Source organism: Pseudomonas sp. GT1P32, assembly GCF_054897805.1.
In genome coordinates this window covers 6,615,106-6,640,359 of the sequence record NZ_CM142704.1, presented here as the reverse complement: position 1 = coordinate 6,640,359, position 25,254 = coordinate 6,615,106, and the positions used below count along the sequence as shown (strand labels likewise).

The window sequence follows — 25,254 nt, the reverse complement described above, 5'->3', positions numbered from 1 at the left end:
TTTTATGTGTTCGTTTTACTGGCTCAGCTTGGCCGCATGCCGCTGGTGGCGCTCCATGTAGCGCTCCACGTAGGAACACGATGGAATCACGGTGTAGCCCATTTCCTCGGCGTACTCCAGCGCCTTCTCGGTCAAGGCTGCCGCAATGCCGCGACCACGCAATGCATTGGGCACGAAGGTGCGATAGATATCCAGAGTCTGTTTCCCCAGATCCATATAGGTCAGGTAGGCACGATGACCGTCCACATTGGTCTCGAACTGATGACCTGCCTGGTCATGGTTGATGGACAACGCCTCGCTCATCACAACTCCTCTGCGGGTCTTGAATTCTGACCCCTACCTTACCGATGTTTTTCCGGCGAAGGAACATCTACGCCACCCCCGTGCCTGAATGGACACCGAGAAGAGCTGCACCGATCTCGCGCAACCGAGCACGTATCAAATAGTAGGCACCATTGGCATAAATGCTCAAGGTGCGCTCGTCATCACGCTGGGTTGGGCGGGTGCTGCTCCGGGTTACGCAGGGACGGCTCGACCGAAGCGCTCTGCGGGTCGATAGCCTGAACATCGCCGGATGTTGAGACTTAAGACGAGCGCCCCTCTATTAAGTCACCTCAACTAGGCGAAAGAGTTTGAGAGGTGTCGCGCAAATTCCGAACAAAAGTGTAGACGAATCCATCTAGACAGACTTTAGCCAAGATGGAGAAAACAGTCCTGCCACCGGGAACTTTTTCGTGCCAACTCGCTCAGCTCGGGCCTCGCAGCTGGATATTTTTTAATCAATCGCAAGTAAAAGTTGCTCGAAAAAGAATCAACGCCTACAATTTTTTTTGCTTCTTGCTTTACGTCAGTTTACTTACGACAAGTAATGGGTAGTATGTACGCCGGCTATTTCCTCACTCTGAGGAGACAGCTACTTTAATAGAAAGTCCTTGAAGGGGAACACGATGAACAACGTTCTGAAATTCTCTGCTCTGGCTCTGGCCGCAGTTCTGGCTACCGGTTGCAGCAGCGTATCGAAAGAAACCGAAGCACGTCTGACCGCTACTGAAGACGCAGCTGCTCGCTCCCAGGCTCGTGCAGACGAAGCTTACCGTAAAGCTGATGAAGCTCTGGCTGCTGCTCAAAAAGCACAACAGACTGCTGACGAAGCTAACGAGCGTGCTCTGCGCATGCTGGAAAAAGCTAGCCGCAAGTAATAATCCTTCGGGGTTGTTATCAAGCCGACCCATTTTTTGGGTCGGCTTTTTTATTGCCCGGCGTTTGTCCAGGCAATAAAAAACCCGCCGACGCTCTCAGCGCCGGCGGGTTCTGTTCAAGCCTTACTGCAACGGATCGATCGGTGCACTCGTCACCATCGGCGCAGAAGTATTCGGCACGGCGATTTCCACCGGCAGGCCATCTTCAGCGGCGACCACATCACGCACCACATCCCAGTTCATGCGCAGGTTGTTGGTGATGTCTTCGCGCTTGAGCATCGCGTTGATCACAGCCGTGTGCTTGTCGACGACCGACGGGTTGCCCTTGTCGTCCAGCGGCGTGTGCGCTTCCAGATAAACCTTGCCGCCACTCACGCCGAACTTGTACGGGTCGTTGAGAATGCGCACCGACGTGCCGACCGGTACCATGCCCGCCATTTCCAGCACGTTGTTGTTAAACATGCGGAAGCAGCCGTGGCTGGTGCGCATGCCGATGCCGAACTTCTTGTTCGAACCGTGGATCAGGTAGCCCGGTGTGCCCAGGGTGAATTTGAACGGGCCCAGCGGGTTGTCCGGGCCGGCCGGCACGACGTTCGGCAGCGGATCGCCGTCAGCCGCGTGCTCGGCCTTGATCGACGCTGGAGGCGTCCAGGTCGGGTTCGGTGTCTTCGCAACGATGCTGGTGTGGGCAATCGGCGACCCCCAGCCTTCACGACCGATACCCAGCGGGAAGGTGTAGACCACGTTCCGGCCTTTCGGGAAGTAGTAGAGGCGGTATTCAGCCAGGTTGATGACGATGCCTTCACGTGGGCCTGGCGGCAGGATGAAGCGCGTCGGCAGCACGATCTCGGTGCCGGCACCCGGCAACCATGGATCGACGCCCGGGTTGGCCGCGACCATTTCCGAGTAGCCCAGATCGTAGGTGGTGCCAAGGTCGGCGAAGGTGTCTTCGTACTTGGCCTTGATCACTTGCACCTGGCCGATGATGTCTTCACCGGGCGGTGGCAGGGGTAGCTCCAATGCTGCTACGGGGCCTGCCGCACAAAGGGCGGCAAGAGTCAGGCAGCGGGTGACGGCAGGAAAGCGCGGCAACATCCGGAAAATCCTTCGCATAATCGACTGGGGTTTAAGAACGCAATTGTACACCGACGCTCTGGTATTCGGGGAGACGCACCGATAGAGCGTGGATTGGCTGCGATATTTTTTCAGGGGTACATATCCATTTCTGCGGCAACGGCCGCTAATGGTTCCGCTTTTACAGCGGGTCACTTGGAAAAGCGCCAAGTAACCAAGCGCTCTTGCCCCTTTCGTTCGGTGCCTCGCTAAGGCTCGGCATGCCCTCTCGAGGGGGCGCTCAGATCAAAAGCGGAAGGCGAGCTAACGCTCGGCCTGATGAGTGGTGGAAATCAAAAGCGTATGGGATTCCCTGTAGGAGCCGGCTTGCCGGCGAAAAGCGTCTGGGCGACGCGTTCATTCAGACAGCCCGCGTTATCGTTGACGTCCATCGCCAGCAAGCTGGCTCCTACAATTTTGAATCGTGCGAACCCAATCCCTGTGTAGGAGCCGGCTTGCTGGCGATGGCGGTGGGTCAGTCGACGTATGTATTGGCTGGGCAGACGCTATCGCCAGCAAGCCGGCTCCTACAGGGGATCGGTGTTCATGTCCGGAATGAGTGAACGCATCAGAGAAGGACAACGCGGACAACTGAAGAGCCAGGTCGGCTTTCAGGCCGCCTCGGCGGCTGTGGCGGTAGTCGCCCCCTCGAGAGGCTAAGTGGAGGTTCTGCGCAGTGGGCAACCCGGCATGGATGCCGGGTTAGCCGCGCACGGCCAAGGATGGCCGATCGCGGCGGGCCCACGGAGCAGGACCGGAGCGAGGGCACCCTGAGCCTAAGCGAAGGGCCGAACGAAAGGGGCAAAAGCGCTTGGTTACTTGGCGCTTCTCCAAGTGACCCGCTGTAAGAGCGGAACCAATAGCCGCCATTACCGCAAAAACGGATATGCCCCCAACCCAACCCAACCCAACCCCGCATCAAGCCATCAAAGCTCGAACCGCAGCTCCGGCCAGATCGGCGAAGTACCGCGCTTTTGCGACTCCAGAATGGCCCGGCACAACGAACACAGCCGCTGGTCCTGGAACACCCGGCGATCAACGCTCGACCAGCGCGGTTGCGCGGGCAACAGGCTGCCGCACAAGGTTCGATCGGCCGAACCGCCCAGCTCCAGCTGACGGGTCACCAGATGTACCCGCACTTCCTGGCAGGCGAACAGATCCAGCTGTTCGTCAGGCTCGATCAGTTGATAGGCAAAAAGTGACCAGGCAGGACGCGGCATCGGGGGCTCCAAATCGGGGGCGCCACCTTAGCCGAAACACCGCCGCTAGAAAAGCGTCAAAGCAGCGGTTTCAGTGTCGGCCAGACATTTTCCAGCAACTTGTCCTGAGCGCCCGCAGTCGGGTGCAAGCCGTCTGACTGCATCAGGTCAGGATGCCCGCCCACGCCCTCGAGGAAAAACGGCACCAGCGGGATTTTTTTCTCGGCGGCGACGTTGCTGAAAGCCTCGGTGAAGATTTTGTTGTAGCGCGCACCGTAGTTTGGTGGCAGTTGCATGCCCAGTAGCAGCACTTTGGCACCACTGGCCTTGGAGCTGTTGATCATCGCTGCAAGGTTTTGTTGCAATTGTGTTGGCAGCATTCCGCGCAGCCCGTCATTGCCGCCCAACTCGAGGATCACCAACTCCGGTTTATGCTCTGCAAGCAGCGCAGGCAGGCGCGCCCGGCCTCCGGCGCTGGTGTCGCCGCTGATGGACGCATTGACCACCTTATCGTCGAAACCTTCGCGCTTGAGCCGTTGCTCAAGCAGCGACACCCACCCCTCGCGGGTATCCAGTCCGAAACCGGCGCTGATACTATCGCCAACGATCAGGACAGTACCCGCCGCTGCGTTCTGGGCCATGCACATCAAGGCCAGGCCAGCACTCAAAAACCACACTCGCATCGGATTCTCCATGGGCGCAAGCATTCTCACCGCGAAGAACCTCAGCAAAGTGGTTCCCAGCGCGGAAGGTGATCTGACTATCCTGCACGAACTCAGCCTGGAACTGAACAAGGGCGACAGCCTGGCCATCGTCGGCGCGTCCGGCTCGGGGAAATCCACCCTCCTCGGCCTGCTCGCCGGCCTCGACTTGCCGAGCAGCGGTGAAGTCACCCTCGCAGGCCAGGGCCTGAGCAATCTCGATGAAGACCAACGCGCGCGCATTCGCGCCGAACACGTCGGTTTTGTCTTTCAGTCATTCCAGTTGCTCGACAGTCTCAACGCCTTGGAAAACGTCATGTTGCCGCTGGAACTCGATGGCCGCAAAGACGCCCGTGAGCGCGCCACCGAATTGCTGCAACGGGTCGGTTTGGGCCAGCGCCTGACTCACTCGCCCCGCCAGCTCTCCGGTGGCGAGCAGCAACGCGTGGCGATTGCCCGTGCGTTTGCCGCCGAGCCCGATGTGCTGTTCGCCGACGAACCCACCGGCAACCTCGACAGCCACACCGGCGAGCGCATCAGCGATTTGTTGTTCGAACTGAACAAGGAACGCGGCACTACCCTGGTGCTGGTGACCCACGATGAACGCCTGGCACATCGCTGCCGGCGCCTGATCCGCCTTGAAGCCGGCCTGCTGGTCGCCCCTCTGGAGCCTTGATGGCACGCCTGCCGCTGTTGCGCCTGTTCAGTCTCGCCATCCGCCAACTGCTGCGCGACGCCCGCGCCGGTGAGTTGCGGGTGTTGTTCTTCGCTTTGCTGGTGGCGGTGGCGGCGAGTACCGCCATCGGTTACTTCGGCGCCCGCCTGAATGGCGCCATGATGCTGCGCGCCACCGAGTTTCTCGGCGCCGACCTACTGCTCGAAGGCAGTTCCCCAGCACGGCCCGAACAGATCAAAAGCGGCACGGATCTGGGCCTCGAACATGCGCAGGTGGTGGAGTTCTCCAGCGTAATCGCCACCGACAATGGCATTCAGCTGTCCAGCATCAAGGCCGCCGACGGCGTCTATCCACTGCGCGGTGAGCTGAAAAGCGCCGCTGCGCCCTTCGCTGCGGAAGAATCCGGAGGCGGACCGAAACCCGGCGAAGCCTGGGTTGAAGCGCGACTGCTGACCGCGCTGGATTTGAAGATCGGCGACAGCATCGACGTCGGCATGCGCACCCTTAAACTGGCACGTGTACTGACCTATGAACCGGATCGTGCCGGCAACTTCTACAGCCTGACGCCACGGGTGCTGATCAACCTCAGCGATCTCACGGCGACCGGCGTGGTGCAGCCCGGCAGCCGCGTCAGCTACCGCGAACTCTGGCGCGGCAAGCCCGAAGCGCTGGAAACCTACCGTCAATTGATCAAACCCGGCCTCGCCGCCAATCAACGCATTCAAGACGCCCGCGATGGCAACCGGCAGATCGGCGGCGCACTGGGCAAAGCCGAGCGCTACTTGAACATGGCGAGTCTGGTCGCGGTGCTGTTGTCCGGCGTCGCGGTGGCGCTGTCGGCGACGCGCTTCGCCACCCGCCGCTTCGATGCCAGTGCACTGTTGCGCTGTCTCGGGCTGTCCCGCCGGGAAACCATGGTGCTGTTCAGTTTGCAGCTGACGGTTCTCGGACTGTTGGCCAGCATCAGCGGTGCCTTGCTCGGCTGGCTGGCGCAGCTCGGGCTGTTCGCGCTACTGCATGATTTGTTGCCGACCGATGTTCCTCCGGGCGGCCTGCTTCCGGCCATCGCCGGGATCGGCACCGGACTGGTAGCGCTGGCCGGTTTTGCCTTGCCGCCACTGGCTGCATTAGGGCGGGTCCCGCCATTGCGCGTATTGCGCCGCGACATGCTGCCGATTCCTTCCAGCACCTGGATGGTCTACGGCGCAGCACTGGGCGCTCTCGGGCTGATCATGTGGCGCCTGAGCCTGGATTTGGTACTGACCTTCGCCCTGCTCGGCGGCGGCGTGATCGCGGCGCTGGTGCTGGGCGGCTTGCTGTTGCTGCTACTGAAGAGCCTGCGCCGAATGCTCGCGCGCGCTTCGTTGCCGTGGCGTCTCGGCCTGGGTCAATTGCTGCGTCATCCACTGGCGGCAGCCGGCCAATCGCTGGCCTTCGGTCTGATCCTGCTGTCCATGGCGCTGATCGCTTTGCTGCGCGGCGAATTGCTGGACACCTGGCAAAACCAGTTGCCGAAAAACGCGCCGAATTACTTCGCGCTGAACATCCTGCCGGCGGAAAAACAGGCATTCACCGATCGCCTGATCGAACTGTCGGCACAATCGGCGCCGTTGTACCCGGTGGTGCCGGGGCGATTGATCAGCATCAATGGCGAACCGGTGCAGGACATCGTCAGCAAGGACTCGGCCGGTGATCGGGCGATTCAGCGCGACCTCAGCCTGACCTGGGCGGCAGACCTGCCGGCCGGCAACAAACTCACCGCCGGCAACTGGTGGGGCGATCAGGCGCCGGACGACGTACCCGGCGTGTCGGTGGAAGGCAAAGTCGCCGAGAGCCTGAAGCTCAAGCTCGGCGATCACTTGGTCTTCACCGTCGGCGGGGTCAATCGCGAAGCGAAGGTCACCAGCCTGCGGGAGATCAACTGGGACAACTTCCAGCCGAACTTTTTCATGATTTTCCAGCCCGGCACATTGAAGGATCTGCCAGCGACCTACCTGACCAGTTTCTATCTGGCGGCGGGTCACGATCAGCAGATCGTCGACCTGTCCCGCGCCTTCCCGGCGGTGACCATTCTGCAAGTCGAAGCCTTGCTGGCGCAGCTGCGCAGCATCCTCGCCCAGGTCACCCTGGCGGTGGAGTACGTGTTGTTGTTTGTGTTGGCGGCGGGGATGGCGGTGCTGTTCTCGGGCCTGCAAGCCACGCTGGATGAACGCATTCGCCAAGGCGCATTGCTACGAGCTCTGGGGGCCGAGCGCCAGTTGCTGGTCAAGGCCCGACGGATCGAGTTCGGCCTGCTTGGCGCGGTCAGCGGGTTGCTGGCGGCACTGGGCTCGGAGCTGGTGAGCCTGGTGCTGTACCGTTACGCCTTCGACTTACCGTGGCACCCGCATCCGTGGCTGCTGGTGTTGCCACTGATCGGCGCCGTGCTGATCGGCGGTGCCGGCGTGTTTGGCACCCGACGTGCCTTGAACGCCAGCCCCCTGACAGTCTTGCGCGAGGGTTGATAGACTCAACTCCTCTCAACCACAAGAAGTTGCCATGAGCCGTTATCGCCCTCCCCGCACCGCTGGCACCGCGCTGATCACCCCTGAAGGTGAAGCGCGGATGCGGGCCGAGTTCCATGAACTCTGGCATGTGCGCCGACCGCAAGTCACGCAATCGGTCAGCGAGGCCGCGGCGCAGGGTGATCGCTCCGAGAACGCCGAATACACCTACGGCAAAAAGATGCTGCGCGAAATCGACAGTCGCGTGCGCTTTCTCACCAAGCGCCTGGAAGCACTCAAGGTGGTCAGCGAAAAGCCCAGCGATCCGAACAAAGTCTATTTCGGGGCCTGGGTCACCATCGAAGATGAGGACGGCAAAGAGTCGCGCTACCGCATCGTCGGGCCGGATGAACTGGACTTGAAACTGGGCCTGATCAGCATCGACTCACCGCTGGCACGCGCCCTGATCGGCAAGGCGCTGGACGCCGAAGTTCGGGTGCAGACGCCTACCGGCGAACAGTGCGTGTATATCGTGGCGATTGATTACCCATAAGCTTTAACGCCGGGTGATCAGCCCTTGCCGGGCGACGCGGGTCAGTTGTTTGATCATCTCTGGCGCGTCTTCAAGGGCGGGCGACTGAATCACCGCCAGGTCGAAACTGTCGCTGGCAAAACGCGCCAGTGACTCACCGTCTTCGACAAACTGGATCAGGAAAGCTGCGGGCCCACCGGTGCGACGTGGCCAACCATCAAGGTAACGCAGGAGCGTCGGCTGATGTTTGCCGCCAAGCAGGATTTTTGGATTGCGCTGGGTCAGATGTGCCGTGATCGGCGCGGGGCGTACAACGGGGTTTAGTGCATTCATCGTGTCGTGTCTCTGCCTCAAAAGTCTGCATGGCAGGTGAGAGGCAACACCGAACCAGCGCTTTAGCGGTATTTCGAAGCCTGTTTCAAGCTTCTATCGGCAACTGAATGAGTCACCTGGCGCCCCGCAAGTAGCTGTTTAAATCGGCGCATGGGCAGCATCCTAGAGAAGCTGACCGGACAGTGTCAAGAATGACGCACAACAAAAAAGGCCCGCGCAATGCGGGCCTTTTCGTTGAGCCAGAGCGATCAACCAGCGATGGCGCGATCAACCGACAGCTTGCCGGCGCCTTCGAACAACACCGCGATGCTGCCCCCCAGCAGGGCCAGGGCGAATTCATAACCGTTGTTGGCCATGAACAGACCGTTGCTGATATGCACGCTGAAGATGGCGACCAGCGACAGGAACGTCAGGCCAAGTGCCGCAGGGCGGACCAGCAAGCCGATGATCAAGGCCAGACCGGCGAAGAACTCGGTACCACCGGCCAACGTGGCCATCAGGTAACCCGGTGCCAGGCCGATGCTTTCCATGTACTGCGCGGTGCCCGCCAGACCGTAGCCGCCGAAAGCGCCGAAGAGTTTCTGCGAGCCGTGGGCCGCGAAGATGATGCCGACGAAAATCCGCAGGACAGTCAGGCCGTAGCCAGCGCGGGTGAACAGTACCTTGTTGATCAGTGAGCTCATGCTGTGTCATCCATTGTGTGTTTGTGTGTTGGTTGGCCGCTATATTAATCAATAAATTAAATGCTAAAAGCGCAAATTTTTCGCCATAACAATCAGTTTATTCGATTACTTCCGTAAGGCTACTTTCTGCCCCTGGGGCTCCAACGACTCCCGCTCCCGATCGAACGCCAAGTAATACTTGTTCACGCTATTAACATAGCTGACGGGTCCCATTCCCACCTGCTCCATGGCGATGCGCTCGACCTGGAAGAACCATTGATTGGGATTCAAGCCTCGCCGACGCGCCTCAGCGCGCATGCCCTGAACCCGCTCCGGCCCGATGTTGTAAGCCGCCAGCACAAACGCCATGCGCTCACGCTCGTTGAGTTTGGGGCTGGCAAAAAACTTGCGGCGGATCATCGCCAGGTATTTGGCCCCGGCCTGCACATTGGCATCGAGGTCCTGAATGTTGTTGACCCCTACCCGCTGGGCCGCGGACGGAGTGATCTGCATCAGGCCAGTGGGGCCACCGCCGCTTCGTGCGCTGGGTTGCAGCGCAGACTCCTTGAAGGCCAATGCCGCCAGATTCAACCAATCCATGCCTTGGGCATCGGCGTGTTTCTGCAATACCGGTCGAAGTTTTTCCAGGCGCTGGCGATCGGTCTTGGCCAGTGGGTAATGCACTTGATAGAGGCGTCGATAGATGCGCAGGAACGCCGCGTCCTGATCCGAAGGCTTTTTGTACCCGATCAGGAAGCGATCGATGCTCGCCCGCAGCATCGAGGCATCGCGGCGTACGAACCAGAACTCTTCCCCCGGCTCGCTGATCAACACCTGCCGATCGAAACGCAACTTGGGCAGGATCTTGCCCCAGCGTTCGGCAATCGGCTGCTCGACGATGGTCAGGTGAAAAATCCCGCCCTGAACCATTTCCAGCACGTCTTCGACCGCCAGACTCGGATCGACCCACTCGATCTTCACCGGTGCCAGTTTGTGCAAGGCAAGCTTTTGATTGATCTGACTGATCGCGTCCCCGGCGGCGCTGCCGGTGGGCAACGCCAGTGTTTTACCGGACAGTTGTTCAAGGCGGGTGTAGCGTTTCTCGCCCTTGATTCCGACCAGGACCAGAGGAATGTCGCTGGCAATCGGTTCGCTGGTGCTGACGGCGTAGCCCGGTTGCAGATCGAGCAACTCGCCCGGCGCAACCAGATCCCCCTCCCCGCGCTGCAACGCGCCGAGCAGTTGATCCTTGGCTTTGGGAATGATCTTGAGCGTCACTTCCTGACCGTCACGGGCATGACCATTGAGGTATTGCTCGAAGGCACGCAAGCGATGGTATTCGACGCCGATGGCCTGGCCCTGGACTTCGCCGGAGCTGTTGCGACTCTGGTTGACCAGCACCTTCAGCACTCGGCTGCTGCGGATTTCCTGCAGATCGCGCACCTTGGCCGCCGGCACGGCTTGCAGCGGGCCGGCCAACCGCGCAACCGCCGGCATCGGCAGCAGCAACGAACCACACAGCAGTAACAAAATCGAGGGACGTGTCATCCACTCTCCGGAAAGAATACTGGGCCAATTTCAAAAAAATGTTTGAAATCGAACGACAGAAACAGAGCGCCTTGAGCGCTGGCAAAGTGCGAAAGACTGGCACAGTGATGGCATGCTGACCACCCCAGCTTGTCTCGCGGCATCAAAAGACAGCTTTAACTCGTTGTAGTTCTTGGCTTTTCTTATAAATCTACAGCTCTGATATGCTTTCCGGCCTTTGGTCCGAGGTAGCACCATGCAACTCATCGATATCGGCGTCAACCTGACCAACCCCAGTTTTGCCGACAAACACCAGGCTGTACTCGACCGCGCCTATGCCGCCGGAGTCTGCCAATTGGTGCTCACCGGCACCAATGTCGAAGGCAGCGAACAGGCGCTGGAGCTGTGCCGGCAATTGGATGAAACGGCGCAACGGTTGTTCGCCACTGCCGGCATTCACCCTCACGCAGCCAGCGACTGGAACGCCGACAGCGCCCAGCGTCTGCGCAGTTTGCTCAAAGAGCCGAACGTAGTAGCGGTGGGTGAATGCGGGCTGGATTTCAATCGCGATTTCTCGCCGCGCCCGCAACAGGAAAAAGTCCTCGAAGAACACTTGGCGATGGCGGTCGATCTGCAACTGCCGGTGTTTCTCCACGAACGTGATGCCAGTCAGCGCTTGCTGGAAATCCTGCGCGATTACCGCGACCAATTGCCGGCCGCCGTGGTGCATTGCTTCACCGGCGAAAAGAAGGCGCTGTTCAGCTACCTCGACCTGGACTTGCACATCGGCATCACCGGCTGGATCTGCGACGAGCGTCGGGGCACGCATTTGCATCCGCTGGTGAAAGAAATCAAACGCGGGCGGTTGATGCTGGAGAGCGATGCGCCGTATCTGCTGCCGCGCAGCTTGCGGCCCAAGCCGAAAAATGGTCGCAACGAACCAGCATATCTGACTGAAGTGCTGCGGGAAGTGGCGTTGCATCGCGGGGAAAGCGAGGAAGAGCTGGCCGCCCATAGCACCGCCTGCGCGCGGGCTTTTTTTGGGCTGCCAATAGTCGACTGAGATCCTATAGCTTTTAACTGTAGGAGCGAGCCTGCTCGCGATGGCGGACGGACATTCAAAATCAATTTTGACTGTTCAACCGCAATCGCGAGCAGGCTCACTCCTACAATAAGCCTCGTTCGTTTTAGTGACTGCTGCGCATCATTTCCTTTGGCACATACTTGCCGATCTCGAACTTGCCGATCGCCGCACGGTGCACTTCATCCGGGCCGTCGGCCAGGCGCAGCGTGCGCTGCATCGCATACATGTAAGCCAGCGGAAAATCGTTGGAAACCCCTGCCCCGCCATGGATCTGGATCGCCCGGTCGATGACGCGCAACGCCACGTTCGGTGCCACCACCTTGATCTGCGCGATTTCGCTTTTCGCCACTTTGTTGCCGACGGTGTCCATCATGTACGCCGCTTTCAAAGTCAGCAGGCGCGCCATGTCGATCTCCATCCGCGAGTCGGCAATCTTGTCGATGTTGCCACCCAGACGCGCCAGAGGTTTGCCGAACGCGGTGCGATTCACCGAGCGCTTGCACATCAGTTCCAGCGCACGCTCAGCCATGCCGATCGAACGCATGCAGTGGTGAATCCGGCCCGGGCCAAGGCGACCCTGAGCGATTTCGAAGCCGCGCCCTTCGCCCAACAGGACGTTTTCGTACGGCACACGGACGTTTTCGAACAGCACTTCGGCGTGACCGTGAGGCGCATCGTCGTAACCGAACACCGGCAGCGGACGAACGATCTTCACGCCCGGTGCATCCACCGGCACCAGAATCATCGAGTGCTGGGCGTGGCGCGGCGCATCAGGATTGCTCAGGCCCATGAAGATCAGAATCTTGCAGCGCGGATCGCAGGCACCCGAGGTCCACCACTTTTTGCCGTTGATCACCCACTCATCACCGTCACGCACGGCGCGGGCGGCCATGTTGGTGGCATCGGACGAAGCCACGTCCGGTTCGGTCATGGCGAACGCCGAGCGGATCTCGCCGCGTAGCAGCGGTTCGAGCCAGCGTTGCTTCTGTTCTTCGTTGGCGTAGCGCACCAGCACTTCCATGTTGCCGGTGTCGGGCGCCGAGCAGTTGAATGGCTCAGGCCCCAGCAGCGAGCGGCCCATGATCTCTGCCAATGGCGCGTATTCGAGGTTGGTCAGGCCGGCGCCGAGTTCGGACTCAGGCAGAAACAAATTCCACAGGCCTTCAGCCTTGGCCTTGAGTTTCAGTTCTTCCATGATCGCAGTCGGCTGCCAGCGGTCGCCCTCGGCAACCTGGCGCTCGAACACGGCTTCGGCGGGATAAACGTAGGTGTCCATGAACGCGGTCACGCGCTCACGCAGTTCTTGCACCTTGGGCGAATAAGCGAAATCCATGAGCAGCTACCTTCTGGGGGGAGGTTGTTTAGGTCATGCAATCGATGCTAGAACAGCTACGAAAATTTACCTAGCCTATTCTCGGCGTGTATTAACATTCATCACCGATATATGATCGGCTGATTGAGAACCAACAATAAGAGTGCAGCGCAATGAATCTGAGCAAGGTCGACCTCAACCTTTTCATCGTCTTCGACGCGATCTACACCGAAGCCAACCTGACCCGCGCCGGACAGATTGTCGGCATTACTCAACCGGCTGTTTCGAACGCTCTGGCCCGCCTGCGCGAGACGTTCAACGATCCGTTGTTCGTGCGTACGGCCCAAGGCATGGTGCCAACGCCGATGGCGCAAAACATCATCGGCCCGGTGCGCAACGCCCTCTCACTGCTGCGGGTGTCGGTGCAGGAAAGCCGCATCTTCAACCCGTTGCAGGCGGTCAAGACGTACCGCATCAGCATGACCGACCTCACCGAAGCGGTGATCCTGCCGCCCTTGTTCCAGCGCCTGCGCCGCCTGGCGCCGACGGTGATCATCGAAAGCTTTCTGTCCAAGCGCCGCGAGACCACCAAGGAACTGGCGGCCGGGCGACTCGACTTTGCGGTGGACGCGCCGCTCAACACCGACCCGCAAGTGCGTCACGTCAAGTTGATGGAAGACCGTTACGTGTGCGCCATGCGCAAGGGCCATCCGCTGGCAACCAAAGAGAAATTCACCCTCGATGACTATCTGTCACTGACGCACATCCATATTTCCAGCCGCCGCAGCGGTCTGGGCCATGTCGACCTGGCGCTGGGAAAGATGGGCATCCAGCGCAAGATTGCCCTGCGCTCCCAGCATTACTTGATGGCGTCGCAGGTATTGCAGCAGACCGACATGGTCATGACCGTGCCGGAGCGCTTCGCCCGCCGCCATGATTTGTACTCGGTGAACCTGCCGGTCAACGATGTGCCGCCGGTGGAAACTCACCTTTACTGGCACGAAAGCACCGACCAGGACCCGGCCAACCGCTGGATGCGCGAGCAGATGATCGAGTTGTGCCAACAGGTGACGGCGCATGAGAAGAAGCTCGATAAGGTGTAGGGCATTTCACCGAGTGATCGTTCTTCGCGGGCAAGTCGGATCGCCGCACCGCTCGCTCCTACAGGATTTATGTTTGCCGCAATTATTGGGCACGACATTTAATCTGTAGGAGCGAGGCTTGCCCGCGAAGAGGCCCGCAAGAACACTGAAATCTCACGCCCCTTGACGTAAACGTCAACCTGCCATTAGCTTAGCGCCATGACCTTTTTTTGAGCGCTTCCATGAGCAGCCAGACCTATAGCATTTCCGACCTCGCCCGCGAGCTCGACATCACCACGCGGGCCATTCGCTTCTATGAAGAGCAAGGTTTGCTCAGCCCCGAGCGACGCGGCCAGGAACGCATCTATTCGCCCCGTGACAAGGTCAGCCTGAAACTGATCCTGCGGGGCAAGCGCATTGGCTTCTCACTCGCCGAATGCCGCGAGCTGATCGAACTCTACGACCCCACCGGCGGCAATCAGAAACAGCTGCAAACCATGCTGAACAAAATCGCCGAGCGTCGCGAACAGTTGGAGCAGCAGATGCTTGATATCGAGCAGATGAAGCTGGAACTGGACACCGCACAGGAGCGCTGCACCCAGGCGCTGGAACAGACGATGAAAAGCCAGCCGGTCCTGTAGGAGCTGGCTTGCCAGCGATGGCGTCGCGTCAGTCGACATCTATGTTGAAGGTGCTACCGCGATCGCGAGCAAGCTTGCTCCTACAGGGTTCATTCGGCATTCAGATAATCAACAAAGGTCGATTCCCATGTCCCTTCCCTCCCACGTACGCCTGGTCGAAGTCGGCCCTCGCGACGGTCTGCAAAACGAAGCTCAACCGATCAGCGTTGCCGATAAGGTGCAACTGGTCGATGCACTCACGGCCGCGGGCCTCGGCTATATAGAAGTCGGCAGTTTCGTTTCGCCCAAATGGGTGCCGCAGATGGCCGGATCCGCCGAAGTCTTCGCGCAAATCCAGCGCAAACCGGGCGTGACCTATGGCGCCCTCGCCCCCAACCTGCGCGGCTTCGAAGATGCGATCGCCGCCGGGGTCAAGGAAGTCGCAGTGTTCGCGGCGGCGTCCGAAGCGTTTTCCCAGCGCAACATCAATTGCTCGATCAGCGAAAGCCTGGAGCGTTTTGCACCGATCATGGAAGCCGCCAGACAGCACGGCGTCACCGTGCGCGGTTACGTGTCCTGTGTGCTGGGCTGTCCTTATGAAGGTCACGTCAAACCCGAACAAGTTGCCCTGGTCGCCCGCGAGCTCTATGCCATGGGCTGCTACGAAGTCTCGCTGGGGGACACCATCGGCACCGGCACGGCGGGCGCGACGCGCAAGATGTTCGAAGTGGTTTCGGCCGACGTGCCACGGGAGAAACTGGCCGGGCACTTCCACGACACCTACGGCCAGGCCATGGCCAATATCTACGCCAGCCTGCTCGAAGGGATCTCGGTGTTTGACAGCTCCATCGCCGGCCTCGGCGGCTGCCCCTACGCCAAAGGCGCCAGCGGTAACGTCGCCACCGAAGACGTGGTTTACCTGCTCAATGGCCTCGGCATCGAAACAGGTATCGACCTGGACGCCTTGATTCTGGCCGGTCAGCAGATTTGCACGGTACTGGGGCGCCCAACCGGTTCGCGCGTGGCCAAGGCTCGCAGCGCGCAGTGAGTGCGCTGATGTGTCCAGGTGTTACCGCTGCGTCTGGAACGTGGGGGATAAGCGAGTAACACGGAAACAAATTGTAGGGGTTTACCTGAGCGAAAAATCTTACAAAAACACAAGCCATTGATTTTAAAGGGTTTTTAAAAGTTGGCACGGCTTCTGCTATCTCTACTGCATAACAAGAACAAAAAAAGCGGCAAACCTAATAAAAATAAGACGTAACGACTCTGACATAACAAAAACAACACGGCAGAGACGCAGCTAACAGATTTTTTTGGAGAAGGTGTGCTTTTCAGGGTGCTTTTCGGAGTAACCCGCAACCGGGCAGAGAACAATAAAACTACCCTCAGGTAGCTCCCGAACTGGTTGGATCGCTTAGCGAAAAAGTAGATCAGCGCTCAAAAAAATACGTTTGCTCTTGATCCCGGATGGGGATCGACAAAAACAGCGGTAAAGGGTCACGGTTGCCAAAAACAAAAACAGACCGCCCCTCAATAATAAAAAAAGAGCATGCGCAACGAAAAATTAAAGGGGAGCCTCGGCTCCCCTTTGTGCTTTCTGTGATTCAGCAAAAACGGTATCTGTAGGAGCGAGGCTTGCCCGCGAAGGGAACGCCGCGGCCTCACAGGGACACCGCGTCATCGTTCTTCGCGGGCAAGCCTCGCTCCTACGATTAATCTTTACCGATGCGCAACTCCGCGATGCTGATCTCGCGCATCCGGAATTTCTGGATCTTGCCGGTCACGGTCATCGGAAACTCTTCCACAAACTTGAAGTAGCGCGGTGTCTTGAAGTGCGCGATGCGCTCCTTGCACCAGGTTTGCAGCTCTTGTTCGGTGGCACTGTGTCCGGGGTGGAATTTGATCCAGGCGACGATCTCTTCGCCATAACGCGAACACGGGATGCCGATCACTTGCACGTCCGCCACGGCCGGGTGAGTGAAGAAGAATTCTTCCAGCTCCCGCGGGTAAATATTCTCACCGCCACGGATGATCATGTCCTTGTTGCGTCCGGCAATGCACACGTAACCCTCGTCATTCATGCTCGCCAGATCACCGGTGTGCATCCAGCCCGCCTGATCGATGGCTTCTGAAGTGCCTTGCGGGTTGTTCCAGTAGCCGAGCATCACGCTGTAGCCACGGGTGCAGAGTTCGCCGATGGTGCCGCGCGGTACCAGGTTGCCCGCCTCGTCGATGATTTTGCTTTCAAGCTGCGGCTGGGTGCGACCGACCGTGGTGACGCGCAATTCCAGTTCGTCTGAAGGACCGGTCTGCAACGACACCGGACTTGTTTCCGTCATGCCGTAGGCAATCTGCACTTCGTTCATGTGCATTTCGCTGATCACCCGACGCATCACTTCGATCGGACAGGTCGCGCCGGCCATGATCCCGGTACGCAGGCTCGACAGATCAAATTGCGCACGTTGCGGCTGATCGAGCATGGCGATGAACATGGTCGGCACGCCATACAGTGCGGTGGCCTTTTCTTCGGCGACGGTGGTCAGGGTCAGCAGCGGATCGAAGGCATCGTTGGGGTAAATCATGGTGCTGCCGTGGGTGATGCAGCCGAGGTTGCCCATGACCATGCCGAAGCAGTGATACAGCGGCACCGGGATCACCAGCCGATCATTGGCGGTCAGGCCGAGGCTTTCGCCCACCATGTAACCGTTGTTGAGAATGTTGTAGTGGCTGAGAGTCGCGCCCTTCGGAAAACCGGTGGTGCCTGAGGTGTACTGGATGTTCACGGCCTGGTCGAAATGCAGGCTGTCGCCCCGCTCGCGTAACTGCTCGCTGGATACACCCGCTGCGAGATCGCTCAGTTGCGACCACGGCAGAAAACCTGATGGCGGCTGCGCATCCAGGCTGATCACGCCGCGCAAGTCCGGCAGACGTTCGCTCTGCAACTGGCCGATGGATTGCTCCGCCAGCTCGGGCACCAGGCCTTGCAGCATGCCGTGGTAATTAGAGGTCTTGAACGCGCCCGCGCAGACCAGCCATTTGCAGCCTGACTGCTTCAACACGTATTCGAGTTCCGAGCTGCGATACGCCGGGTTGATGTTGACCAGGATCACGCCGATCTTCGCGCTGGCGAACTGGCTGATGCACCACTGCGCACAATTCGGCGCCCAGATGCCGAGGCGATCACCGGTCTGCAACCCCAGCGCGAGCAGTGCCCGGGCATGAAGGTCCACGGCGTCGGACAGTTGCTGCCAGGTGTAGCGCAACTGTTGATGGCGCACGACCAGCGCCTCGCCCGTCGGATACTGCGCGACGGTGTTATCAAATGCCTGACCGATGGTCATCGCCAGCAAGGCTTTGTCCTGAGAACCACGGGTATAGCTGCGCTGCGGGCTTACACTGGGTTGATCCATGACGACCCCTATTGTCTTTATTAGTGGGTGTTACGGCGGCCCCCTGTGGGAGCGGGCTTGCTCGCGAAAGCGGTTTGTCATTCAACATAAATGTCGACTGATCCGGCGCTTTCGCGAGCAAGCATCGCTCCTACAAGTTTGGTCCGCTTTCTATCTTGAACTGGCTCTACTCTCGCTCAAGTTGACGTTAACGTAAAGGGTGATTGACAGCCATTCGTCACAGGCTTACGTTAACGTAAAGGTGAGAGCCAAATCACGACCCTCCCCGCCCTACAAAAAAGCCAAAAGGTGACCCATGAGCTACCCATCCCTGAACTTTGCCCTCGGTGAAACCATCGACATGCTGCGCGATCAGGTTCAGTCCTTCGTCGCCAAAGAGATCGCCCCGCGCGCCGCTCAGATCGACATCGACAACCTGTTCCCCGCCGACCTGTGGCGTAAATTCGGCGACATGGGCCTGCTCGGCGTGACCGTTCCGGAAGAGTACGGCGGTGCTGGCCTGGGTTACCTGGCCCACGTGGTCATCATGGAAGAAATCAGCCGCGGTTCGGCGTCGGTCGCCCTCTCCTACGGCGCGCACTCCAACCTTTGCGTGAACCAGATCAACCGCAACGGCAATCACGAACAGAAAAGCAAATACCTGCCGAAGCTGATCAGCGGCGAGCACATCGGCGCCCTGGCCATGAGTGAACCGAATGCCGGTTCCGACGTGGTCTCGATGAAATTGCGCGCCGACAAACGTGGTGATCACTACGTGCTCAACGGCAGCAAAACCTGGATCACCAACGGTCCCGACGCCAACACCTATGTGATCTACGCCAAGACCGACCTGGAAAAAGGCCCGCACGGCATCACCGCTTTCATCGTCGAGCGCGACTGGAAAGGCTTCAGCCGCAGCAACAAGTTCGACAAGCTCGGCATGCGCGGCTCCAACACCTGCGAGCTGTTCTTCGATGACGTCGAAGTGCCGGAAGAAAACATCCTCGGCGTGCTCAACGGCGGCGTGAAAGTGCTGATGAGCGGCCTCGACTACGAACGTGTCGTTCTGTCCGGCGGCCCGACCGGGATCATGCAGGCGTGCATGGACCTGATCGTGCCGTACATCCACGACCGCAAGCAGTTCGGGCAAAGCATCGGCGAATTCCAGCTGATCCAGGGCAAAGTCGCCGACATGTACACCCAACTCAACGCCAGCCGCGCCTACCTTTATGCGGTGGCCCAGGCCTGCGAGCGTGGCGAAACCACGCGCAAGGACGCTGCCGGCGTGATCCTCTACAGCGCCGAACGCGCCACGCAAATGGCCCTCGACGCGATCCAGATTCTCGGCGGCAACGGTTACATCAATGAATTCCCGGCCGGTCGTCTGCTGCGTGACGCCAAGCTGTACGAAATCGGCGCCGGCACCAGTGAGATCCGTCGCATGCTGATCGGTCGCGAACTGTTCAACGAAACCCGCTAAACGGAGCTGTCCATGGCTATCCTGCATACCCAGCTCAACCCCCGTTCGGCGGAGTTTGCCGCGAACAGCGCGGCGATGCTCACCCAGGTCGACGCCTTGCACACCCTGCTCGCGCAAGTGCAGCAAGGTGGCGGTCCGAAGGCGCAAGAACGCCACACTTCGCGGGGCAAATTGCTGCCACGCGAGCGGATCAATCGCCTGCTCGATCCGGGCTCGCCGTTTCTCGAAATCAGCCAATTGGCGGCCTACGAGGTGTATGGCGAAGACGTGCCGGCCGCGGGCGTGATTGCCGGGATCGGTCGAGTGGAAGGTGTCGAGTGCATGATCGTGGCCAACGATGCCACCGTGAAAGGTGGCTCGTATTACCCGCTGACCGTGAAAAAACACCTGCGCGCCCAGACCATCGCTCAGCAGAACCGCTTGCCGTGCATTTATCTGGTGGATTCCGGCGGCGCCAACCTGCCGCGTCAAGATGAAGTGTTCCCGGACCGCGAGCACTTCGGGCGGATCTTCTTCAACCAGGCCAACATGAGCGCCATGGGCATTCCGCAAATCGCGGTGGTCATGGGCTCGTGCACTGCCGGTGGCGCTTACGTGCCGGCGATGGCCGACGAAGCGATCATGGTTCGCGAGCAGGCGACTATCTTCCTCGCTGGCCCACCGCTGGTGAAAGCCGCGACCGGTGAAGTGGTCAGCGCCGAAGATCTGGGCGGCGCCGATGTGCACTGCAAGATTTCCGGGGTCGCCGACCATTATGCCGAGAGCGATGAACACGCCTTGGCCATTGCCCGACGCAGCATCGCCAACCTCAACTGGCGCAAGCTCGGCGAACTGCAACAACGCACGCCCATCGCCCCGCTCTACAGCAGCGACGAGTTGTATGGCGTGGTGTCGGCGGATGCCAAGCAACCGTTCGATGTGCGCGAAGTAATCGCGCGGCTGGTGGACGGTTCGGTGTTCGACGAATTCAAGGCACTGTTCGGGACCACGCTGGTGTGCGGTTTTGCTCACTTGCACGGTTACCCGATCGCGATCCTCGCCAACAACGGCATCCTCTTCGCCGAGGCCGCGCAGAAAGGCGCGCACTTCATCGAACTGGCCTGCCAGCGCGGCATTCCGTTGCTGTTCCTGCAAAACATCACCGGCTTCATGGTCGGCCAGAAGTACGAGGCCGGCGGCATCGCCAAGCACGGCGCAAAACTGGTGACCGCCGTGGCATGCGCCAAGGTGCCGAAATTCACCGTGATCATCGGTGGCAGCTTCGGCGCCGGTAACTATGGCATGTGCGGACGGGCCTACGATCCACGTTTCCTGTGGATGTGGCCGAATGCACGCATCGGCGTGATGGGCGCCGAGCAAGCGGCAGGCGTATTGGTACAGGTCAAGCGCGAGCAGGCCGAGCGCGGTGGCCAGGGTTTCAGCGCCGAGCAGGAAGCCGAAATCAAGCAACCGATCCTCGATCAATACGAAGAACAGGGCCACCCTTACTACTCCAGCGCACGGCTGTGGGACGACGGCGTCATTGACCCGGCGCAGACCCGCGATGTGTTGGCCCTGGCCTTGTCCGCGTCGCTGAACGCGCCAATCGAACCGAGCCGCTTCGGCGTGTTCCGGATGTGATTTGACTTTGTAGGAGCGAGGCTTGCCCGCGAAAGCGGTTTGTCAGTCACATCGATGCTGGATGTACCGACGCCTTCGCGGGCAAGCCTCGCTCCTACAGAATAGAGTTGTGGAGACGGACAATATGAGCGACTTCAACACCCTCGAGCTGCAGACCGACCCGCGTGGTTTCGCGACCCTGTGGCTCAGCCGGGAAGAAAAGAACAACGCGTTCAACGCCGAGATGATCCGTGAACTGATCCTCGCGCTGGACAAGGTCTCGACCGACGCCAGCCTGCGCTTTTTGCTGGTGCGCGGACGTGGCAAGCATTTCAGCGCCGGCGCCGACCTGGCGTGGATGCAGCAATCGGCCGAGCTCGATTACCACACCAATCTGGACGACGCCCGGGAACTGGCGGAGTTGATGTACAACCTGGCCAAGTTGAAACTCCCGACGCTGGCCGTGGTACAAGGCGCGGCTTTCGGCGGCGCGCTGGGCCTGATCAGTTGCTGCGACATGGCCATTGGCGCCGACGACGCGCAGTTCTGCCTGTCGGAAGTACGCATCGGCCTGGCACCGGCGGTGATCAGCCCGTTCGTGGTGCAAGCCATCGGCGAACGCGCGGCACGCCGTTATGCCCTGACCGCCGAGCGCTTCGGTGGGCAACGCGCTCGGGAAATCGGTTTGTTGTCGGAGAGTTATCCGGGCAATGAGCTGGAGCAGAAAGTCGAGCAATGGATCGACAACCTGCTGCTCAACAGCCCCGCAGCCATGCGCGTCAGCAAGGATTTGCTGCGTGAAGTCGGCAACGGCGCGCTGACCCCGGCGCTGCGTCGCTACACCGAAAATGCCATCGCGCGCATCCGCGTCAGCCCCGAAGGCCAGGAAGGCCTGCGCGCCTTTCTGCAAAAACGTCCGCCGAGCTGGCAGGCCGAAACCACCCCCAAGGAGCCGCGTTGATGAGCGCACCTGTCATTACCTCTCTGCTGGTGGCCAACCGTGGCGAAATCGCTTGCCGGGTCATGCGCACCGCCAAGGCCCTGGGCCTGACCACCGTCGCCGTACACAGCGCCACCGACCGCGAAGCACGGCACAGCCGCGAAGCGGACATTCGCGTTGACCTCGGTGGCAGCAAAGCCGCCGACAGCTACCTGCAAATCGACAAATTGATCGCCGCCGCCAAGGCCAGCGGCGCGCAGGCGATTCATCCGGGTTACGGTTTTCTGTCCGAGAATGCCGGGTTCGCCCGTGCGATCGAAGCGGCGGGGTTGATCTTCCTCGGTCCGCCCGCCTCGGCCATCGATGCCATGGGCAGCAAATCCGCCGCCAAAGCCTTGATGGAAACCGCTGGCGTGCCACTGGTGCCCGGTTATCACGGCGAAGCTCAAGACCTCGACACCTTCCGCGACGCCTGCGAACGCATCGGTTATCCGGTGCTGCTCAAGGCAACGGCGGGCGGTGGCGGCAAAGGCATGAAAGTGGTCGAGGACGTCAGCCAACTGGCCGAAGCCCTCGCCTCGGCCCAGCGTGAAGCGCAATCCTCGTTCGGCGATTCGCGGATGCTGGTCGAGAAATACCTGCTGAAGCCGCGCCACGTGGAAATCCAGGTTTTCGCCGACCAGCACGGCAATTGCCTGTACCTCAACGAACGTGACTGCTCGATTCAGCGTCGGCATCAGAAAGTCGTCGAAGAAGCGCCCGCACCGGGCTTGAGCCCGGAACTGCGTCGCGCCATGGGCGAAGCCGCGGTGCGTTCGGCGCAGGCCATCGGTTATGTCGGCGCCGGCACCGTGGAGTTCTTGCTGGATGCGCGCGGCGAGTTCTTCTTCATGGAGATGAACACACGCCTGCAAGTCGAACACCCGGTCACCGAAGCCATCACCGGCCTCGATCTGGTGGCCTGGCAGATTCGCGTGGCACGCGGTGAAGCGCTGCCGATGACTCAAGATCAAGTGCCCCTGATCGGCCATGCGATCGAAGTGCGGCTGTACGCCGAAGACCCGGGCAATGATTTCCTGCCGGCTACCGGGCGCCTGGAGTTGTACCGTGAATCGGCTCAAGGTCCGGGACGTCGGGTCGACAGCGGCGTTGAAGAAGGTGACGAGATTTCGCCGTTCTACGACCCGATGCTCGGCAAGTTGATTGCCTGGGGCGAGGATCGCGAACAGGCGCGCCTGCGCTTGCTGAGCATGCTCGATGAGTTCGCGATTGGCGGGCTCAAGACCAACATCAACTTCTTGCGTCGAATCGTTGGTCATCCGGCGTTTGCGGCGGCCGAACTGGATACCGGGTTCATTCCACGTTACCAGGAGCAGCTGCTGCCAGCGCCCTCGCCGCTCAGTGATGAGTTCTGGCAAGCCGCAGCGCAGGCGTTTTCCCAAAGCCAACCGGACACGACCCGCGCTGATGACCTGAGTTCGCCTTGGGGTATCGGCACTGGGTTCCGTGCCGGATTGCCGACAGAAATCACCCTGCATTTGAGCTGCGAAGGTCAGGACCGTGTGCTGACGCTGGGCGCTACCCGATCGGCGCAACTCGCGGGCGAGCAACTGCTGACCGAACACAATGGCGTGCGCCGCCAACATCGGGCAATCCGTCGCGACGGCGTTGTGTATCTGCAATGGGATGGTGAATTGCGCCGCATCGAGTCCTACGACCCGATCAGCGCCGTCGAAGCCAGTCACAGCCATCACGGCGGACTGACTGCGCCCATGAACGGCAGCATCGTGCGGGTGCTGGTGGAGGCCGGGCAAACGGTCGAAGCCGGGGCGCAATTGGTGGTGCTGGAGGCGATGAAGATGGAGCACAGCATTCGTGCACCACACGCCGGGGTGATCAAAGCGCTGTATTGCCAGGAAGGCGAGATGGTCAGCGAAGGCAGTGCGTTGGTCGAGCTGGAAGAAGCCTGAAATGCGGATCGGTCCTACGCCTTGCGAGGACCGATCTGATCAGAACCTGGCCGTTGCCTGAACCACTACGCCGATGATTCGGCAGGCTTCGGTGTAAAGGGCTTTCGGATATGTCGGATTGAGCGGGACCAGATAACGCTGCCCGCTCTCTTCGATCAGTTTGCGGAACGTCGCTTCAGTGCTGTCCGGCCATTGGGCGATCACCAGTTTTCCGGGCTCCGGCACAATGGCCGGGTCCACCAGGATCATCATGCCCTCGGCGATACTGACGCCGCTCGGTGCAGTCATCGCATCGCCCACCACGGTCAACCAGAACGCCGCGCCCTGAGCGTGGTAGTCGGTCAGTTCGAAACGCGCCGTGTCATAGACCGTCGGCTCACCGTCACGCACCTCGCAGGATTCGCGCCAGTCGCTGACCGGGTAACGGAAGTACGGGTTGTACTTGCGCACCAGATCCTGGCTTTCCTCCTTCGCAATGTCCGGCTCGCGGATCACCAGCGCCACCTCGAGAAACTCCATGCCCAGTGCATGCAGCACACGGTTCATGTCATCGATGCCCGGCTGGCGACGTTTGTTCAGCCAATGGCCGACGCCGCCCTGGGACATCCCCAGGCGGTCGGCGAGTATTTCCTGAGTGACTTTGAGTTCACTCATCTTGGCCTTGACCAATTCAATCCATTTATCCATGTGCGGCACGATACGTGGGCGCCTCCGGCCAGCAAAACACAACTTGTAGTATTTAAATTCTCGTCACAAATACAGTTCGTACTACGATTGGATCACGGATTTGAATCTAACACGGAGCTTTGCCATCGCCATGACCATCCCCAGCAATGACTTGCCAGACATACAGATCGACACCTCCCTCACCTCGCCAAAAGGCTCGGCCGCCGCGCAGCGCGCCCTGGACTATTACTTGAAACCAGCTGTGTCCGAAGCGGTGGAAGAGGAGCGTTTTTTTGATGTGAACCGCAATGTCAGTAGCGAGGAAGCACTGGTGCGAGCTTCAGACCTGTTGCGCTGCGCCGCCGCCACGGCGTACGAGTCGGCGAACAATCTGCAAGGCGTGCACCGGGATCTGGCGTTTTCGACGGTGCATATGATCGATATGGCCAAGGCGTTGCTGGACCGATCCCTCGACGGGGATCATCACGCATAAGGCAGGCAGGGATATTTCGCGGGGCGCGGGAAAGAATTTTCCAATCGCGCAGATAAAATCGTTTGACTTGCAAACGAGAATGATTATTATTGCATGCAGCTGGTCGCGAGATCAGTCGATTGTCCAAGTGACCTTAGGTCGGTCTCCTGGACTATCTCCTCATCAGGCTAATCACGGTTTTTGACCCGGCT

Annotated in this window: 23 protein-coding genes; 13 read left to right on the top strand and 10 right to left on the bottom strand. The window is 60.0% G+C overall.

Annotated features, from left to right (window positions below; genetic code table 11):
- Positions 1-15: 15 nt before the first annotated feature.
- Positions 16-303 carry a GNAT family N-acetyltransferase gene (locus ACYZUC_RS30335; RefSeq protein ID WP_008031384.1) on the bottom strand — a complete coding sequence of 96 codons (288 nt, stop codon included), beginning with the start codon at positions 301-303 and terminating at the stop codon, positions 16-18.
- Positions 304-947: 644 nt separating this feature from the next.
- Here ACYZUC_RS30335 and oprI point away from each other — a divergent pair.
- Entirely contained in the window at positions 948-1,199 is a 252-nt protein-coding gene (gene oprI / locus ACYZUC_RS30330; protein WP_003172710.1) for an outer membrane lipoprotei OprI, read from the top strand.
- Between the two features lie 123 nt (positions 1,200-1,322).
- Here the strand turns inward: oprI and ACYZUC_RS30325 are convergent, their stop codons facing one another.
- From ACYZUC_RS30325 to ACYZUC_RS30315, 3 genes are all read right to left on the bottom strand, one after another.
- Entirely contained in the window at positions 1,323-2,294 is a 972-nt protein-coding gene (locus tag ACYZUC_RS30325; RefSeq protein WP_461992369.1) for a L,D-transpeptidase family protein, read from the bottom strand.
- A gap of 944 nt (positions 2,295-3,238) precedes the next feature.
- Complete coding sequence (locus ACYZUC_RS30320; protein ID WP_003226812.1) at positions 3,239-3,532, bottom strand: hypothetical protein; 294 nt, start codon at positions 3,530-3,532, stop codon at positions 3,239-3,241.
- Positions 3,533-3,588: 56 nt separating this feature from the next.
- Positions 3,589-4,194 carry an arylesterase gene (locus ACYZUC_RS30315; RefSeq protein WP_461992366.1) on the bottom strand — a complete coding sequence of 202 codons (606 nt, stop codon included), beginning with the start codon at positions 4,192-4,194 and terminating at the stop codon, positions 3,589-3,591.
- 10 nt (positions 4,195-4,204) lie between these two features.
- On the opposite strand from ACYZUC_RS30315, the gene ACYZUC_RS30310 reads away from it, so the two are divergent.
- Genes ACYZUC_RS30310 through greB form a run of 3 tightly spaced genes read left to right on the top strand, consistent with a single transcriptional unit; the run spans position 4,205 to position 7,924 of the window.
- Positions 4,205-4,888 (top strand): ABC transporter ATP-binding protein, encoded by a 684-nt coding sequence (locus ACYZUC_RS30310; protein ID WP_226299940.1) that lies wholly within the window; start codon positions 4,205-4,207, stop codon positions 4,886-4,888.
- Complete coding sequence (locus ACYZUC_RS30305; protein ID WP_461992363.1) at positions 4,888-7,392, top strand: ABC transporter permease; 2,505 nt, start codon at positions 4,888-4,890, stop codon at positions 7,390-7,392. The genes ACYZUC_RS30310 and ACYZUC_RS30305 overlap by 1 nt, the downstream gene beginning before the upstream one ends.
- Before the next feature lie 34 nt (positions 7,393-7,426).
- Entirely contained in the window at positions 7,427-7,924 is a 498-nt protein-coding gene (gene greB / locus ACYZUC_RS30300; protein WP_008031876.1) for a transcription elongation factor GreB, read from the top strand.
- A 3-nt stretch (positions 7,925-7,927) separates the two neighbouring features.
- Here the strand turns inward: greB and ACYZUC_RS30295 are convergent, their stop codons facing one another.
- From ACYZUC_RS30295 to ACYZUC_RS30285, 3 genes are all read right to left on the bottom strand, one after another.
- The gene (locus ACYZUC_RS30295) at positions 7,928-8,236 is read right to left on the bottom strand and encodes a class I SAM-dependent methyltransferase (protein WP_223437624.1); all 309 of its coding nucleotides are present in this window, start codon (positions 8,234-8,236) and stop codon (positions 7,928-7,930) included.
- Between the two features lie 248 nt (positions 8,237-8,484).
- Positions 8,485-8,919, bottom strand: coding sequence for a DoxX family protein (locus ACYZUC_RS30290; RefSeq protein WP_008031879.1), 435 nt, complete (start codon positions 8,917-8,919; stop codon positions 8,485-8,487).
- A gap of 105 nt (positions 8,920-9,024) precedes the next feature.
- A complete protein-coding gene (locus tag ACYZUC_RS30285) occupies positions 9,025-10,446 on the bottom strand; it encodes an MltF family protein (RefSeq protein ID WP_461992360.1) in 1,422 nt (473 codons plus the stop codon).
- A 235-nt stretch (positions 10,447-10,681) separates the two neighbouring features.
- Here ACYZUC_RS30285 and ACYZUC_RS30280 point away from each other — a divergent pair, with 235 nt between their 5' ends.
- Positions 10,682-11,488 carry a TatD family hydrolase gene (locus ACYZUC_RS30280; RefSeq protein WP_253404270.1) on the top strand — a complete coding sequence of 269 codons (807 nt, stop codon included), beginning with the start codon at positions 10,682-10,684 and terminating at the stop codon, positions 11,486-11,488.
- A gap of 124 nt (positions 11,489-11,612) precedes the next feature.
- On the opposite strand, the gene ACYZUC_RS30275 is transcribed toward ACYZUC_RS30280, so the two are convergent.
- Positions 11,613-12,842 carry an acyl-CoA dehydrogenase gene (locus ACYZUC_RS30275; RefSeq protein ID WP_008031886.1) on the bottom strand — a complete coding sequence of 410 codons (1,230 nt, stop codon included), beginning with the start codon at positions 12,840-12,842 and terminating at the stop codon, positions 11,613-11,615.
- 152 nt (positions 12,843-12,994) lie between these two features.
- Here ACYZUC_RS30275 and ACYZUC_RS30270 point away from each other — a divergent pair, with 152 nt between their 5' ends.
- From ACYZUC_RS30270 to ACYZUC_RS30260, 3 genes are all read left to right on the top strand, one after another.
- Positions 12,995-13,924 carry a LysR family transcriptional regulator gene (locus tag ACYZUC_RS30270; RefSeq protein WP_008031887.1) on the top strand — a complete coding sequence of 310 codons (930 nt, stop codon included), beginning with the start codon at positions 12,995-12,997 and terminating at the stop codon, positions 13,922-13,924.
- Between the two features lie 221 nt (positions 13,925-14,145).
- Complete coding sequence (locus ACYZUC_RS30265; protein ID WP_150631041.1) at positions 14,146-14,544, top strand: MerR family transcriptional regulator; 399 nt, start codon at positions 14,146-14,148, stop codon at positions 14,542-14,544.
- 127 nt (positions 14,545-14,671) lie between these two features.
- A complete protein-coding gene (locus tag ACYZUC_RS30260) occupies positions 14,672-15,571 on the top strand; it encodes a hydroxymethylglutaryl-CoA lyase (RefSeq protein ID WP_192229214.1) in 900 nt (299 codons plus the stop codon).
- Positions 15,572-16,238: 667 nt separating this feature from the next.
- Here the strand turns inward: ACYZUC_RS30260 and ACYZUC_RS30255 are convergent.
- Positions 16,239-17,936 carry an AMP-binding protein gene (locus ACYZUC_RS30255; protein ID WP_461992356.1) on the bottom strand — a complete coding sequence of 566 codons (1,698 nt, stop codon included), beginning with the start codon at positions 17,934-17,936 and terminating at the stop codon, positions 16,239-16,241.
- A gap of 295 nt (positions 17,937-18,231) precedes the next feature.
- Here ACYZUC_RS30255 and ACYZUC_RS30250 point away from each other — a divergent pair, with 295 nt between their 5' ends.
- The 4 genes from ACYZUC_RS30250 to ACYZUC_RS30235 all read left to right on the top strand — a co-directional run bounded on the left by ACYZUC_RS30250 (position 18,232) and on the right by ACYZUC_RS30235 (position 23,904).
- Entirely contained in the window at positions 18,232-19,395 is a 1,164-nt protein-coding gene (locus ACYZUC_RS30250) for an isovaleryl-CoA dehydrogenase (protein ID WP_017339825.1), read from the top strand.
- A 12-nt stretch (positions 19,396-19,407) separates the two neighbouring features.
- Entirely contained in the window at positions 19,408-21,015 is a 1,608-nt protein-coding gene (locus ACYZUC_RS30245) for a carboxyl transferase domain-containing protein (RefSeq protein ID WP_461992354.1), read from the top strand.
- A gap of 124 nt (positions 21,016-21,139) precedes the next feature.
- A complete protein-coding gene (locus tag ACYZUC_RS30240; protein WP_461992352.1) occupies positions 21,140-21,955 on the top strand; it encodes a gamma-carboxygeranoyl-CoA hydratase in 816 nt (271 codons plus the stop codon).
- Complete coding sequence (locus tag ACYZUC_RS30235) at positions 21,955-23,904, top strand: acetyl/propionyl/methylcrotonyl-CoA carboxylase subunit alpha (protein WP_461992350.1); 1,950 nt, start codon at positions 21,955-21,957, stop codon at positions 23,902-23,904. The genes ACYZUC_RS30240 and ACYZUC_RS30235 overlap by 1 nt, the downstream gene beginning before the upstream one ends.
- A gap of 39 nt (positions 23,905-23,943) precedes the next feature.
- Here the strand turns inward: ACYZUC_RS30235 and ACYZUC_RS30230 are convergent, their stop codons facing one another.
- Entirely contained in the window at positions 23,944-24,591 is a 648-nt protein-coding gene (locus ACYZUC_RS30230) for a LexA family protein (RefSeq protein WP_461992348.1), read from the bottom strand.
- Positions 24,592-24,721: 130 nt separating this feature from the next.
- Between ACYZUC_RS30230 and ACYZUC_RS30225 the strand changes: the two genes are divergently transcribed.
- A complete protein-coding gene (locus ACYZUC_RS30225; protein WP_461992346.1) occupies positions 24,722-25,063 on the top strand; it encodes a DUF6124 family protein in 342 nt (113 codons plus the stop codon).
- The last annotated feature ends 191 nt before the right edge of the window (positions 25,064-25,254 follow it).

What these genes read in the sequence shown, in the direction of transcription:
- ACYZUC_RS30335 (WP_008031384.1), bottom strand. Translation starts at nt 303, where the DNA reads ATGAGCGAGGCGTTGTCCATCAACCATGACCAGGCAGGTCATCAGTTC.
- oprI (WP_003172710.1), top strand. Translation starts at nt 948, where the DNA reads ATGAACAACGTTCTGAAATTCTCTGCTCTGGCTCTGGCCGCAGTTCTG.
- ACYZUC_RS30325 (WP_461992369.1), bottom strand. Translation starts at nt 2,294, where the DNA reads ATGTTGCCGCGCTTTCCTGCCGTCACCCGCTGCCTGACTCTTGCCGCC.
- ACYZUC_RS30320 (WP_003226812.1), bottom strand. Translation starts at nt 3,532, where the DNA reads ATGCCGCGTCCTGCCTGGTCACTTTTTGCCTATCAACTGATCGAGCCT.
- ACYZUC_RS30315 (WP_461992366.1), bottom strand. Translation starts at nt 4,194, where the DNA reads ATGCGAGTGTGGTTTTTGAGTGCTGGCCTGGCCTTGATGTGCATGGCC.
- ACYZUC_RS30310 (WP_226299940.1), top strand. Translation starts at nt 4,205, where the DNA reads ATGGGCGCAAGCATTCTCACCGCGAAGAACCTCAGCAAAGTGGTTCCC.
- ACYZUC_RS30305 (WP_461992363.1), top strand. Translation starts at nt 4,888, where the DNA reads ATGGCACGCCTGCCGCTGTTGCGCCTGTTCAGTCTCGCCATCCGCCAA.
- greB (WP_008031876.1), top strand. Translation starts at nt 7,427, where the DNA reads ATGAGCCGTTATCGCCCTCCCCGCACCGCTGGCACCGCGCTGATCACC.
- ACYZUC_RS30295 (WP_223437624.1), bottom strand. Translation starts at nt 8,236, where the DNA reads ATGAATGCACTAAACCCCGTTGTACGCCCCGCGCCGATCACGGCACAT.
- ACYZUC_RS30290 (WP_008031879.1), bottom strand. Translation starts at nt 8,919, where the DNA reads ATGAGCTCACTGATCAACAAGGTACTGTTCACCCGCGCTGGCTACGGC.
- ACYZUC_RS30285 (WP_461992360.1), bottom strand. Translation starts at nt 10,446, where the DNA reads ATGACACGTCCCTCGATTTTGTTACTGCTGTGTGGTTCGTTGCTGCTG.
- ACYZUC_RS30280 (WP_253404270.1), top strand. Translation starts at nt 10,682, where the DNA reads ATGCAACTCATCGATATCGGCGTCAACCTGACCAACCCCAGTTTTGCC.
- ACYZUC_RS30275 (WP_008031886.1), bottom strand. Translation starts at nt 12,842, where the DNA reads ATGGATTTCGCTTATTCGCCCAAGGTGCAAGAACTGCGTGAGCGCGTG.
- ACYZUC_RS30270 (WP_008031887.1), top strand. Translation starts at nt 12,995, where the DNA reads ATGAATCTGAGCAAGGTCGACCTCAACCTTTTCATCGTCTTCGACGCG.
- ACYZUC_RS30265 (WP_150631041.1), top strand. Translation starts at nt 14,146, where the DNA reads ATGAGCAGCCAGACCTATAGCATTTCCGACCTCGCCCGCGAGCTCGAC.
- ACYZUC_RS30260 (WP_192229214.1), top strand. Translation starts at nt 14,672, where the DNA reads ATGTCCCTTCCCTCCCACGTACGCCTGGTCGAAGTCGGCCCTCGCGAC.
- ACYZUC_RS30255 (WP_461992356.1), bottom strand. Translation starts at nt 17,936, where the DNA reads ATGGATCAACCCAGTGTAAGCCCGCAGCGCAGCTATACCCGTGGTTCT.
- ACYZUC_RS30250 (WP_017339825.1), top strand. Translation starts at nt 18,232, where the DNA reads ATGAGCTACCCATCCCTGAACTTTGCCCTCGGTGAAACCATCGACATG.
- ACYZUC_RS30245 (WP_461992354.1), top strand. Translation starts at nt 19,408, where the DNA reads ATGGCTATCCTGCATACCCAGCTCAACCCCCGTTCGGCGGAGTTTGCC.
- ACYZUC_RS30240 (WP_461992352.1), top strand. Translation starts at nt 21,140, where the DNA reads ATGAGCGACTTCAACACCCTCGAGCTGCAGACCGACCCGCGTGGTTTC.
- ACYZUC_RS30235 (WP_461992350.1), top strand. Translation starts at nt 21,955, where the DNA reads ATGAGCGCACCTGTCATTACCTCTCTGCTGGTGGCCAACCGTGGCGAA.
- ACYZUC_RS30230 (WP_461992348.1), bottom strand. Translation starts at nt 24,591, where the DNA reads ATGGATAAATGGATTGAATTGGTCAAGGCCAAGATGAGTGAACTCAAA.
- ACYZUC_RS30225 (WP_461992346.1), top strand. Translation starts at nt 24,722, where the DNA reads ATGACCATCCCCAGCAATGACTTGCCAGACATACAGATCGACACCTCC.